The following is a 12,546-nucleotide window of genomic DNA, read 5'->3' as shown; positions in this document are numbered from 1 at the left end:
CCCCGAATTAGTACACTAGAACTGCGCGGCGGTTCTTAGCGTAAGCTTCGTCAGATTGACCTAGTACTAGAGGCTTCTCTTCACCGTAGCTAACGATAGCGATTTGGTCAGCATTTACGCCTAGTGCTTGAAGGTACATAGATACCGCTTGAGCACGACGCTCGCCTAGCGCGATGTTGTACTCAGGAGTACCGCGCTCATCTGCGTGGCCTTCAACGGTTACTTTAAGCGCTGGGTTAGAGCTTAGGTAAGCAGCGTGTAGTGCTAGAACTTTCTCGTAGTCGCTTGCGATAGTTGCGTTATCGAATGCGAAGTAGATAGTTGAAGCTTGCATTACTTGATCTTTTAGCTCTTGCTCAGATAGTTGGCCATTCTGATCGATTGGCGTTACTACTGTTGTAGAAGAACCGTTGTTCGTTTCTGAGCCAGACGCGTTTGCAGCATCATCGCTCGAGCTACATGCTGTCATTGCTAGAACAGGTAGTGCAATGAGTAACCCTTTAAGAACTTTGTTAAGTTGCATTGTTATGTTTTCCTTACTTTTAAATACTTATTTGCTACAAAAACGGTGACCACGCAGGTGCACGGACTCGTCCGTTTGTTGCGGGTAATCGAGCTTTAAAACGCCCATCTATAGAAACCATCGATAAGACGTTGGTTTTGTTATAAATCGAACTATAGATAACCATTCCACCATTTGGGGCAATACTCGGCGACTCGTCTAACAATGTTTTGGTTAAAACCTGCACCGCACCAGTCTCAAGATCTTGTTTGGCAAGATTAAAACCAGTATTGCTGCGATTCACCATTACGAGAAAGCGTCCATCAGGGGTAATTTGACCACCCAAGTTTTGACTGCCCTGCCATGTTATGCGGCTAGTATCACCGCCAGCCAAATTTACTTGATAAATCTGAGGTTTACCACCCCGATCAGAAGTGAATATCAAGGATTTCCCATCTGGGTGCCAAAATGGTTCTGTATTATTTGATCTACCACGCGTTATTTGTGTGAGCTTACGCGTCTTTATATCCATCGTATAAACCTGCAAGCTGCCGGTTTTTGATAATACCAAGGCTAATGTCTTGCCGTCTGGAGAGAACTTAGGTGCCCCATTGTGACGAGGGTATGAAGTAAGTTTCTCACGTTCACCGGTGTAGATATCCATCATGTAGATTTCAGCTTGACCGTTCTGGAAGCTAACGTATGCAAGCTTTTTACCATCTGGTGACCAAGACGGTGACATCAATGGCTGTTTTGAGCGCAACACCAAACGTTCGTTGTAACCGTCATAATCTGCGACGCGTAATTGATACGGGTAGGATTCTTTGTCATTAACGACAACATATGCGATGCGGGTCAAAAATGCACCGCGCTCACCCGTTAATTGTTCGTAAACCAAATCAGAGATTCGGTGTGCGTATTCACGCAAACGGCTCTCTGGCACCGTGGCACGTTTGTTAAACAAAACGTGATCCTTAGACAGTACTAACTCACCATCTTCACCCAACGCTTTGCTTTGACCTTGCGTTAACTGGCCACGTACAACATCGACCAATTGGTAATTAATCACATAATCACCTTTGGCATCTTGTGTGATAGATCCCGTTAGCAATGAGTCAACCCCCAGACGTGTCCAGGCGTCAAAATTGACTTCGCTTTCGTTATAAGGGGTTTGTGGCATTTTACTGGTCGGCACTGGGCTAAATTTACCACTGCGTTGCAAGTCAGAAGCAATCACCGCTGACACATCTTGTGGTAGAGGCTTAGCACCTTCCCATTTGAATGGCACGATAGCTATCGGGCGGGCCGAATCAATACCATCTGTGATGACCAGTTCAAGAGCCGCATTGGCAAATTGAACCGAGCTCGCAATCACGAGCGAGAATCCTATTATCAGTCGCTTTAACACAAGCTAATCCTTTATTTAAAGTTCAACGGTTAAATTGATGTTTTTTAGTTTGTTGACTAGATCCGCATCTGTCGGCAGTGGGAAGCTTGGCACTTGAGCTACCGCACGTTTCGTTGCTGAGCAAACTCGGCTATCACCATCAAGGATACTAAAGTTTCCGACAATAGCCCCCGCTCCGGTAGGAATAAGGCGCAAGTTAACTCGACAAGACTTTCCCCGGAAGTAGTCCTCCACGAGCAAATTTTGCTTAATCAGCTGTGTGTAGATCGCGGCATAGCGCGAAATTTCACTATCAACAAATTGATTGCGCGCCGCGCTATTTTGTTCCGTTTCTGATTCCAAGCCAGCAAAAATATCGTTCATCGCGGCTTCTTGCTCTTTGCGTTCTCGCTCCAAGCGCTCTAAACGTTGCTTTTCTTTACGTGCCTTTTCTGCCGCTTCTTTTGCCGCTTTCTCTTTTGCTATGCGTTCTTTTTCAGCTTTAGCGGCGGCCTCTTGCGCCGCTTTTGCTGCTTTTTCTTTTTCGATGCGTTGCTGCTCTGCTTTCGCTGCAGCCGCTTCTTTTTCAATACGTTGTTGCTCTGCTTTGGCTACCGCAGCCTCTTTCTCCAAGCGCTGCTTTTCCGCTACACGTATTGCCTCTTCTTTCTTTTTACGCTCTTGCTCAAGTTTTACCGCGCGTTCTTTTTCTTTACGAACACGCTCTTCTTCAACTTTGCGTTCTTGCTCTTTTTGCTTACGTAGTTTTTCCGCATCACGCGCCGCTTTCGCTTCTTTGACTTGTTGCTCTTTCAGTTTACGAATGCGTTCTTCTTCCGCTTTGCGGTTCTTCTCAAGCTGCTCACTTTCACGACGTAGTTTATCAAGGCGATCTTGCTCTTTGCGCGACGCCTCTTCTCGCTGCTCGCGAATTTGTTGTGCTTGTTTACGCACTAAGGCTGGGTCAATCACAACCGCTTCCACCATTCGCCCGACAGGTTCAGGTTTCGACATCGTAAAATCCGCGCCCCAAAGCAACGCAGCAAGTAAGACTGCGTGTAAGGCAAACGAAATAACCATTGGTTTGCCGAGTTTATTTTTATTGGGCTTTTTGTCTTTCATGGAGTGATTGAACTTATTCCTTGATGTCCGTTAGCAGGCCCACTTTCGGGATCCCTGCTCGGCCCAACTCATCTAAAACCAATACAATCTCCGCATAAGGCGTAGCTGCATCCCCACCCACCGCAACCGGTGAGTTAGGTTTGATACTAAGCTCAGCTTTCACTCGCACGATCAAATCTTGCAGTGAAATACCCCGCATCACCTCTTCATCATTGACGCTTAATCCGAGGTTACCATCACGGTCCACTTCAACAATAATAAAGCTGATGTTCGGATCTTCCGCCATTTCTTGCATCGATTCTGCCGCCGCCGTTTTTGGCAGCTCAACTTCAACACCTTGTGTTACAAAGGGTGAGGTCACCATGAAAATGATTAGCAACACCAACATGACATCGATATACGGCACCACGTTGATTTCACATGTCATTTTACGCTTTTTAGGTTGATAACCCGCCATGCGTTACTCCCTGCCAGCCATCGCTTGGCGGTGCAAAATGCTGTGAAATTCTTCTGAGAACGTCGCGTAGTTATGTTCAAGTTTTGACACTTTGTTGCTTAAGCGGTTGTATGCCATTACGGCCGGAATTGCGGCAAATAGACCCATTGCCGTTGCCACCAAGGCTTCTGCGATACCCGGTGCAACCATTGCCAGGGTCGCTTGCTTCACTTCACCCAACGCGATAAACGCATGCATGATGCCCCATACCGTACCAAACAAACCAATATATGGGCTGATAGAGCCGACTGTTGCTAGGAAAGGCAGATTGGTTTCCAGATCATCCACTTCACGGGCGACCGCCACGCGCATTGCTCGGCCTGTGCCTTCCATGATGTAATCTGGAGAATTTGCATTGGATTTACGTAGACGGGCAAATTCAGTAAAGCCAGCATAGAAAATTTCTTCGGTACCTGCGAGTTCATCTTTTCTCTTGTTTACCGCTTGATAAATAATTGAAAGATCGGTGCCAGACCAAAACTTATCTTCAAAGGCTTCTGTCTCTTTGGTTGCTTGAGAAAGCACTTTGCTGCGCTTAATGATCATCGCCCATGAGGCAATCGACATACCAAGTAGGATCAGCATGACCATTTTTACCAGCAAGCTGGCTTGCAAAAACAGGTCAAGAATTGAAATATCAGCGGTCACTTCGAGAAAACTCCATATAAATTGCTTGAGGAATCGCAGTCGGTCGCATCCTCTGATTATCGATACATGCTACCTTAACCATTGCTCTACACAATGTTTTACTATCAGGATTGACGATCTCCTGACAGAAGGTCAAAGAGGCCTTCTTGAGTTCAGCGATTGTCGTTCTCACTACGAGCTGATCATCAAGGCGCGCCCCTTGTAAAAAGTCTATGTCCATATGTCGGACTACAAAACCAATGTTTTGTTCCAACAATGCGTGTTGTGATACGCCAACACTGCGAAGCATCTCCGTTCGTGCGCGCTCAAAATATTTTAGATAGTTTGAATGATAAACCACACCACCGGCGTCGGTATCTTCGTAATAAACGGTCACTGGCCATTCAAAGCCATGAGGGGCTGCTTCCACGGTAACACTCTAAAATTTGTACACTTAACGACTACTATACCCCATCTGTGCTGCGGATGTGCACTGGCGAATCGACGATTTCAGAACTTAGACAAAAAAATAGCGCCAACTTATCAAAAGTGGCGCTATTTAAATGATTTTCTGATGGTTTTTCAGGCTAATCTATTACGAAACGTAAATAATCGTTAGGTAAATCAGGATCGACAAACTGAAGTATGGGCTAAACAGAATTTGCCAATACCAGTTGTGTGGTTTGAATGACAAACCAAACACCATGCTTGAGCAAATCGCCCATATCATCAGCGGTGAAATGACTGCATTAAAGCCGCCAATCGCCTCTGAATACGCATGAGGATCCCACATCACCATCGCAACATGGAAAAAACCTAAAACCAGAGATAAGACCCTTAATAGGGTCTTATCCAAAGGGGCATGTATTTTTGCCACCTTTTCAGTGAGATCACTCACTGTCTTTATCCATCATTTCTGAATGCTCTAACCAAAGAGCGTTGATGATACCGAATGCGCAAGCAAGTAGTACACCTAGAATCCATGCGAAATACCACATAGTGATTGCTCCTTAGTAAAGTGAGTTTTTGTTTTCTTCAATGAACTTGCTATCCAAGCGGCCGAACATTTTGTAGTACGTCCACGTGGTGTAGCCAAGAATGATTGGTACCATTACAAATGCAACACCAGTCATTAGGTTCAAAGTCAGTTCAGATGAAGTCGCATCCCACATTGTCAAGCTATGGCTTGGTACGCGGCTTGATGGCATCACGAATGGGAACATTGATAGACCCGCAGTGAAGATGATGCCAGCGTTACCTAGACTTGAGAATAGGAACGCAAAACCACCTTTTTCAAAGCGAGAAGCAACCACAGCTAGCAATGGCATAGCAACACCTAGGATAGGAGCCGCCCACATTGCTGGGTAAGCCTCAAAGTTATTCATCCATGCACCCGCTTCACGAACCACTTCTTTCGTTAGTGGATTCGATGCAGCACCAGTGTCAATCACAGATTTAATAACGTAGCCTTCCATATCTTGGATGAAGAAGCCTGCAGTCACAAACGTCGCAACCGTTAGAAGACCCATGATTTGCGCTACATTACGTGCACGAACATGAACATCATCGGTTGTTTTAATTTGAAGCCAAGCTGCGCCTTGCATCAAAATCATGAACAAGCTAACAAAACCACACAGTAGTGCAAATCCGTTCAATAGACCGAAGAAGTTGCCATGATACGTCGGCATCATGAAATCACTCAGTTCAAACGGTACACCTTGCAGTAAGTTACCAAACGCAACACCGAAGATGATTGGTGGAACGAAGCCACTGATTGAGATACAGATATCCCAAGTGCTACGCCATTTTTTGTCTTCAATTTTTGAACGGTAATCCAGGCCAATTGGACGTAGCCAAAGCGCTGCAAGTGTTAGGATCATCGCTAGGTAGAAACCAGAGAACGACGTTGCGTACACTAGTGGCCATGCCGCGAACAATGCACCACCGGCAGTGATAAGCCAAACTTGGTTACCATCCCAGTGTGGTGCGATCGAGTTGATCATCACACGACGTTCACTGTCGTTCTTACCGATAATAGGTACAAGCGCGCCCACACCCATATCGAAGCCATCCGTAATCGCGAAACCAACCAGAAGCACACCGATCAGTACCCACCAGATGAATCGCAAGATTTCGTAATCAAACATATTCTTTCTCCTTACGCTTCTACTTGGCGACTAACTTTGTCTTCAACAGAGTCAGCGTTTTGCTCGAAGTGATAACGGCCTGTTTTCAGGCTGCTCGGTCCTTTACGTGCGAACTTAACCATTAGGTAAACTTCAGCAATCAAGAACACTGTGTAAAGCGCTAGAATTGCGAATAGCGAAGTCCATATCTCAGCGGCAGTCAAAGCAGATGCGGCAACGTGAACTGGTAGAATCTCACCTACTGCCCATGGTTGACGACCGTATTCAGCGACAAACCAGCCCGCTTCAATTGCGATCCATGGTAGTGGAATACTGAATAGTGCAGCTTTAAGAACCCACGGTTTTTGCTCAATCTTCTGACGGCAAGTTTGTAGGAATGCAGCACCAAAGACGAACAGCATGATGAAACCACATGCCACCATGATACGGAATGACCAGAATAGTGGCCAAACAGTAGGGATTGAATCGTCCGCTGCCGCTTGAATTTGCTCTTCGCTTGCGTCTGTCACTTTGTCAGTGTAACGCTTAAGCAGTAAGCCGTAACCAAGGTCACCTTTCACTTCATCGAAAGCGGCCATGTTTGCTTCAGATTTATCACCTGCGCGCAGTTTTTCTAGCAATTCGTAAGCGTACATACCTGTACGGATACGGTCGACGTGATCATCACGAAGATCGTGCAGACCCGTCACTTGCTCATCGAAAGAACGCGTAGCGATAATACCCATTACGTATGGGATCTTAATCGCGTAGTCGGTTTCCATCGTTTCTTGATTTGGCAGACCAAATAGCGTGAACGCTGCTGGTGCTGGCTCTGTATGCCATTCTGCTTCAACCGCCGCGAGTTTCACTTTTTGAACTTCGCCTAGCTCGTAACCAGATTCATCACCCAGTACGATTGTTGAAAGAATTGCAGCCATACCGAACGAAGCCGCAATCGCAAATGAGCGACGTGCAAAGGCGATATCACGACCTTTAATTAGGTAGTAAGAGCTGATACCAAGAACAAACATTGCACCACATGTGTAGCCAGAAGCTACCGTGTGAACGAATTTAACTTGAGCAACTGGGTTTAATACCACATCAGCAAAGCTCACCATTTCCATACGCATGGTTTCGAAGTTAAATTCTGCGCCAACTGGGTTTTGCATCCAGCCGTTCGCAATTAAAATCCAAAGTGCTGAGAAGTTTGAACCAAGTGCAACTAACCACGTCACCACTAAGTGCTGGCGTTTTGTCAGTCGATCCCAACCAAAGAAGAATAAACCTACAAAAGTGGATTCTAAGAAGAAAGCAACGAGGGCTTCAATGGCCAGTGGTGCACCGAAGATGTCACCTACATAGTGGGAATAGTAAGACCAGTTCGTACCAAACTGGAATTCCATGGTTAGGCCTGTAGCCACACCAAGGGCGAAGTTAATACCAAAAAGCTTACCCCAGAACTTAGTCATGTCCTTATAGATTTGCTTATCGGTCATTACGTACAGTGATTCCATGATGGCAAGCAGAAATGCCATACCTAGGGTCAGTGGTACGAATAGGAAGTGATACATCGCAGTTAAAGCAAACTGCAACCGCGATAGATCAACTATGTCAATCATGGTAACTCCTATGTGTCGGCTGAAAGACACGCTCTACATTAATTGCTTTGGCACCTCAATAGTTGAACAAACTCGAGAGTTGTTTATAAAACATCACTGTTGTTACAAACATGTACCGCAATGGTTAGTTAATTGTTAAGCATCAGCTAATATAGCTATCACTAATATTACTGTGAAAAGACCAATGTTTCAAAAGGTTTATAGCAAAGGTTCGCTTTGATCTGCATCAAGATTAAATTTGCATTTTCGAACAGAAATGCATCAATTTGATCTAAGTCAAGAGTTTAGCAACTATACAAGTGGAAGATGGCAAAAACGCGAAGTTAAACCAAAGACGATCAACATCAATCGTTAACAACCCATCATTTTCAGCTACTTAGAGAGTATTAGGTAAGATTTACTAAATGTGACCTATGCCACAAAGCGCAATTTTGGAAAAGAAAACCAAAACAAACTCACTCAAGTATTCACAATTTATTGTATTTTTTTACGAACACTTGAGTGGATGCGATCAAATCGGTAATCAAAGTTTACTTATCGATTCCGAAGTGTAAGTAAGCGCGATCGGTGGCAATTCGTCCACGCGGGGTACGTTGGAGGTAGCCTTGCTGAATAAGATAAGGCTCTAGTACATCTTCGATGGTGTCTTTTTCCTCACCAATCGCAGCTGCCATATTGTCCAAACCTACCGGGCCACCACCAAATTTTTCCATAATCGCCAACAATAGCTTTCTATCCATGTAGTCAAAGCCTTGTGCGTCGACGTCGAGCATATTGAGTGCTTTGTCTGCGATGTCAGGGCTAATATGACCGTCCCCTTTCACTTCAGCATAGTCTCGTACACGACGTAGTAAGCGGTTGGCAATCCGCGGTGTGCCGCGAGCACGGCGCGCAACTTCAAGTGCGCCTTCCGATTCCATCGACAAGCCTAAGCAATCGGCGCTGCGTTGAACGATGTGCTGTAGATCCGGTACTTGGTAATACTCTAGTCGCTGCGTAATACCAAAACGGTCACGTAATGGGGAGGTCAGTGAGCCAGCACGCGTAGTGGCGCCAATTAAGGTAAAAGGCGGTAAATCAATTTTGATTGAGCGCGCGGCCGGGCCTTCACCAATCATGATGTCTAACTGGTAGTCTTCCATCGCCGGATAAAGGACCTCTTCAACCATTGGGCTGAGGCGGTGGATTTCGTCGATGAACAGCACGTCATTTTCTTCAAGGTTAGTCAACAATGCCGCCAAATCACCCGCTTTTTCTAACACAGGGCCAGAAGTGGTACGAATATTTACGCCCATTTCATTCGCAACAATGTTAGCCAAGGTGGTTTTGCCCAAACCCGGAGGACCAAAAATCAGCAAATGGTCCAGTGGCTCATTGCGTAATCTTGCAGCTTGAATGAAGATCTCCATCTGGTCACGGACATGATCTTGACCACGATAGTCTTCCAACTTTTTCGGACGGATCGCACGGTCAATAACGTCTTCATCACGAAAAATCGGGCTATCGGGTGCAATTAAACGGTCTGCTTCAATCATGAATTATCCCCGTTACACCATCGATTTTAGAGCATCTTTGATCAGCTCTTCACTGGTCATGCCTGGCTTCATCACTTGAGAAACCACTTTAGATGCTTGTACTGGTTTATAGCCTAATGAAAGTAGTGCACTCACTGCTTCTTCTTCTGCGTTGCTTTGAGACGAACCGGTACTGTTATCCAACGGTGCTGCGTCGGTAAATGGGGTAAACAAGTCACCCGCGCTCCAACCTTTAAGGCGGTCTTTCATTTCAACCACTAGGCGCTCTGCCGTCTTCTTGCCGACACCCGGCAATTTAACCAAGGTTGAAATATCTTCACGCTCGACACTGGCAACAAACTGAGTGGCCGTCATACCTGAAAGAATGCCTAAACCAAGCTTTGGCCCTACGCCGTTGGCTTTAATAACTTCGCGGAACAACGCTCGCTCCTTCACGGTATTAAAACCATAAAGTAACTGCGCATCCTCACGCACCACAAAATGCGTATAGATAATCGCTTCTTCACCGATGTTGGGTAACTCGTAAAAACAACTCATTGGCATTTGTACTTCATAGCCAATGCCATTGACTTCAATCAGGAGTTCAGGAGGTTGCTTTTCCAGCAGAATGCCGCGGAGACGTCCAATCACGGTAGGTACCTAGTGTAATAAAGTTTGGTTTGATAATAATAAATAACTGGATGGATAGCCAGTAAAAACTGGCTATCGAGCAAGGTTCAAAAATGCACTTAACGGTAACGACCCCGTCGGGCACTGGTTGCTTTGCCCGCTAAGGCGACTAAGGTTTTATTGGTATTGGCATGACAAATTGCGACACCCAAAGCATCCGCCGCATCCGCTTGTGGGCATGCAGGCAATTTGAGCATCTGCTTCACCATGTGTTGCACTTGTTGTTTATCTGCGCCACCGGTGCCCGTCACGGCTTGTTTAATTAGCCTTGCTGCGTATTCATACACCGGTAAATCCGCGTTAACGGCAGCCACAATCGCGCTACCGCGGGCTTGTCCTAACTTTAACGCTGAATCGGCATTTTTCGCCATAAACACTTGTTCAATCGCGAATACATCCGGCTGAAACTGAGTAATGATTTCCGTCACGCCAGCGTAAATTTGTTTAAGTCGGCCGGGCAACTCTTTTTCCGAAGTGCGGATACAGCCACTGCCCAAATATTGCAGATGACGCCCCTGCTGCCGAATCACACCGTAGCCGGTAATGCGTGAACCTGGGTCAATCCCCAAGATAATAGACATACTAAAACCTAATCAATGCCTTACTTTGGCGCCTAGTGTATAGCAGGCATCACAGATTGGCGAGTTTAACCCACGGTAAGTATGGCGCGTGCTGACAATCCTGACTCGAGGGTAATTTCGAATGCCTGGATGGGCTGTTGATTGAGCTTTTCTCCGGTCCAAAAGTCATGCCAATCAACAGGATGGTCAGCCGCTAAGGTAACCTCTCGTGCCGGTTGTTGGTAATTGAACAAACAATGAAGATCGTTGTTCGCGGTTAAGGCTAATGAACCATGTTGAAGGTTTAGCGTAGAAAACCGGACCGCCTCTTGGTTGTGTTGCAGGCGAATAATTAATTTGTCGATGCTTTGCTTAGCAAATGCGGTCATCTCATCCAGCGGGTCGCCCAAGATCAATACGCCCGCACACGCGAGATGAACTGTGCGATGAAAATCGTAATATTTACGCTCAGTACCTTGGTTCGGTAGTGAAATAAGCACCAGGCTATCAGGATCAACTTTCCACAAACGGCGATGCTGCCAACTGCGCAGCAATACCTCTTTGGCATGTTGTTCAAAGCGCCGTTCATCACGGACTACCTCAGCGCCAATCCCCATCACATCAACCATACCTAATGACGGCCAAAGCGGCGCATGATTAGCCATTACAATGGCACTATCAGCAGCATCAGTGATGGCTTGCATCCCCATTCTATAAGCTTCAACCCCAGTCAAACCAGTTTGCGAACGCTGAGCTTTGATTGCGCCCCAGTAACAAGCATCGAGTTTGAAAAGTTCAATTCCCCACTCTACCCGCATATAACGCACGACTTTCCCAATGTGTTCTTGCACATCAGGATTGGTCATATCAAGTATGTACCATGGCGTTGAATGCCATCCAGCATGAGTGATCTCTTCCGCTTTGAGTGGGCGATCTGCTTCGTTCTTCACAAACCAATCAGGGTAATGTTTAAACAACTCGGATTGCTGCTGAGCAATAAAAGGCGCGAGCCAAATTGCTGGCTTTTTACCAGCAGCGCGGATCTGCTTAATCTGCTGTTTGACATCAATGCCACCGAGCTCTGACGGCGTGAGCCAATCACCGATCGCCGCTTGATAACCCTCATCAATCAAGACGTACTCAACCGCATTCGACAGGGTGGGCAAAGCATTTAAATTCGCTTGAAGTTGGCGATCGTTAACCGCCATATCATAAGCGTGGTGACCGCTCCATCCAATTGGAGCTGCACTGCTGTTCTGTCGGCGTGGCGGATGTTGTACCGCGAGGCGGTCGGCATATTGAGCATAGAGATCCTGCAAGTTGGCCGATTGTAATACCAACACTGATTCCAATTGACTGCTGCTCCAATCTTGCGGATACGTGTTTTCGCCATCAAGATAGGCACTTAGCTTATGGATACCGTTCATCTCACTAAACTGAAAATAACCCGAAAAACGATGACAAGAAGTGAAACCAAACAAGGTGTAGCCAAGTGAGTCAGAGACGATCACATGATTATAGAATCGCTTCGCTTCTGAACGAGGGTAGAGACGGTAGGTCGAACTATTATCTTGGCCCAGTCCAATATCACGTAAGTCCTCTAACCGACCACAAACTTGGCTGTGCATTTGAAAACCGTCACCATAGAGAATGGCTTGCGGTTCGATGTGGTAATCAAGAGAAAACAGCAAATACCGCTCACTGACACGATCATTGGAAAGACCAATGTAAGTAAAGTGGACCTCATGATTGTCGTAAGTCGCCAGAACATCCTTATTGGCGATATGCAGATCCAGCATTCCATCAATGGTAATTCGCTTCTGCATCTTTCTTCCCTATTACAATCACTGCAACGAAAAACTCAGTATTTGCCAAGCTTGTTTATAAACAGCATTACAACACC

Annotated in this window: 14 protein-coding genes; all 14 read right to left on the bottom strand. The window is 46.1% G+C overall.

The window, feature by feature from the left end; translation table 11 throughout:
- Nucleotides 1–7 precede the first annotated feature (7 nt).
- Nucleotides 8–523 (bottom strand): peptidoglycan-associated lipoprotein Pal, encoded by a 516-nt coding sequence (gene pal / locus RH86_RS02505; protein ID WP_005598565.1) that lies wholly within the window; start codon nt 521–523, stop codon nt 8–10.
- A 34-nt stretch (nt 524–557) separates the two neighbouring features.
- Complete coding sequence (tolB, locus tag RH86_RS02500) at nt 558–1,910, bottom strand: Tol-Pal system beta propeller repeat protein TolB (RefSeq protein WP_038219138.1); 1,353 nt, start codon at nt 1,908–1,910, stop codon at nt 558–560.
- A 15-nt stretch (nt 1,911–1,925) separates the two neighbouring features.
- Entirely contained in the window at nt 1,926–3,011 is a 1,086-nt protein-coding gene (gene tolA, locus RH86_RS02495; protein WP_005598568.1) for a cell envelope integrity protein TolA, read from the bottom strand.
- Between the two features lie 13 nt (nt 3,012–3,024).
- Nucleotides 3,025–3,468, bottom strand: coding sequence for an ExbD/TolR family protein (locus RH86_RS02490; protein WP_005598570.1), 444 nt, complete (start codon nt 3,466–3,468; stop codon nt 3,025–3,027).
- Nucleotides 3,469–3,471: 3 nt separating this feature from the next.
- The gene (gene tolQ, locus RH86_RS02485) at nt 3,472–4,155 is read right to left on the bottom strand and encodes a protein TolQ (RefSeq protein WP_009384793.1); all 684 of its coding nucleotides are present in this window, start codon (nt 4,153–4,155) and stop codon (nt 3,472–3,474) included.
- Nucleotides 4,145–4,564 (bottom strand): tol-pal system-associated acyl-CoA thioesterase, encoded by a 420-nt coding sequence (gene ybgC / locus RH86_RS02480; RefSeq protein WP_009384792.1) that lies wholly within the window; start codon nt 4,562–4,564, stop codon nt 4,145–4,147. Before ybgC ends, tolQ begins: the two co-directional genes overlap by 11 nt.
- Before the next feature lie 165 nt (nt 4,565–4,729).
- Entirely contained in the window at nt 4,730–5,032 is a 303-nt protein-coding gene (gene ybgE / locus RH86_RS02475; RefSeq protein WP_009384791.1) for a cyd operon protein YbgE, read from the bottom strand.
- Nucleotides 5,025–5,132 (bottom strand): cytochrome bd-I oxidase subunit CydX, encoded by a 108-nt coding sequence (gene cydX / locus RH86_RS20065; RefSeq protein ID WP_000270284.1) that lies wholly within the window; start codon nt 5,130–5,132, stop codon nt 5,025–5,027. The genes ybgE and cydX overlap by 8 nt, the downstream gene beginning before the upstream one ends.
- 12 nt (nt 5,133–5,144) lie before the next feature.
- A complete protein-coding gene (gene cydB / locus RH86_RS02465; RefSeq protein ID WP_009384790.1) occupies nt 5,145–6,281 on the bottom strand; it encodes a cytochrome d ubiquinol oxidase subunit II in 1,137 nt (378 codons plus the stop codon).
- An 11-nt stretch (nt 6,282–6,292) separates the two neighbouring features.
- Complete coding sequence (cydA, locus tag RH86_RS02460) at nt 6,293–7,879, bottom strand: cytochrome ubiquinol oxidase subunit I (RefSeq protein WP_005598580.1); 1,587 nt, start codon at nt 7,877–7,879, stop codon at nt 6,293–6,295.
- A 530-nt stretch (nt 7,880–8,409) separates the two neighbouring features.
- On the bottom strand, nt 8,410–9,414 hold the full coding sequence (ruvB, locus tag RH86_RS02455) for a Holliday junction branch migration DNA helicase RuvB (RefSeq protein ID WP_009384789.1): 1,005 nt from the start codon (nt 9,412–9,414) through the stop codon (nt 8,410–8,412).
- A 12-nt stretch (nt 9,415–9,426) separates the two neighbouring features.
- Nucleotides 9,427–10,044, bottom strand: a complete 618-nt coding sequence (ruvA, locus tag RH86_RS02450) for a Holliday junction branch migration protein RuvA (RefSeq protein WP_009384788.1) — start codon at nt 10,042–10,044, stop codon at nt 9,427–9,429.
- A gap of 98 nt (nt 10,045–10,142) precedes the next feature.
- The gene (gene ruvC, locus RH86_RS02445) at nt 10,143–10,664 is read right to left on the bottom strand and encodes a crossover junction endodeoxyribonuclease RuvC (protein ID WP_005598584.1); all 522 of its coding nucleotides are present in this window, start codon (nt 10,662–10,664) and stop codon (nt 10,143–10,145) included.
- Nucleotides 10,665–10,729: 65 nt separating this feature from the next.
- Nucleotides 10,730–12,469: a glycoside hydrolase family 36 protein gene (locus tag RH86_RS02440; protein WP_009384787.1), complete on the bottom strand. Its 1,740-nt coding sequence runs from the start codon at nt 12,467–12,469 to the stop codon at nt 10,730–10,732.
- Nucleotides 12,470–12,546 lie beyond the last annotated feature (77 nt).

Source organism: Vibrio sp. N418, from assembly GCF_000222565.1.
In the GTDB taxonomy this organism is placed as follows: Bacteria; Pseudomonadota; Gammaproteobacteria; order Enterobacterales; family Vibrionaceae; genus Vibrio; species Vibrio scophthalmi.
This window is presented reverse-complemented; position numbering and strand designations above follow the sequence as displayed.

Bases quoted from the DNA above. Each gene is read 5' to 3' on its own strand.
- pal (WP_005598565.1), bottom strand. From the start codon at position 523: ATGCAACTTAACAAAGTTCTTAAAGGGTTACTCATTGCACTACCTGTT.
- tolA (WP_005598568.1), bottom strand. From the start codon at position 3,011: ATGAAAGACAAAAAGCCCAATAAAAATAAACTCGGCAAACCAATGGTT.
- RH86_RS02490 (WP_005598570.1), bottom strand. From the start codon at position 3,468: ATGGCGGGTTATCAACCTAAAAAGCGTAAAATGACATGTGAAATCAAC.
- cydX (WP_000270284.1), bottom strand. From the start codon at position 5,132: ATGTGGTATTTCGCATGGATTCTAGGTGTACTACTTGCTTGCGCATTC.
- cydB (WP_009384790.1), bottom strand. From the start codon at position 6,281: ATGTTTGATTACGAAATCTTGCGATTCATCTGGTGGGTACTGATCGGT.
- cydA (WP_005598580.1), bottom strand. From the start codon at position 7,879: ATGATTGACATAGTTGATCTATCGCGGTTGCAGTTTGCTTTAACTGCG.
- ruvB (WP_009384789.1), bottom strand. From the start codon at position 9,414: ATGATTGAAGCAGACCGTTTAATTGCACCCGATAGCCCGATTTTTCGT.
- ruvC (WP_005598584.1), bottom strand. From the start codon at position 10,664: ATGTCTATTATCTTGGGGATTGACCCAGGTTCACGCATTACCGGCTAC.
- RH86_RS02440 (WP_009384787.1), bottom strand. From the start codon at position 12,469: ATGCAGAAGCGAATTACCATTGATGGAATGCTGGATCTGCATATCGCC.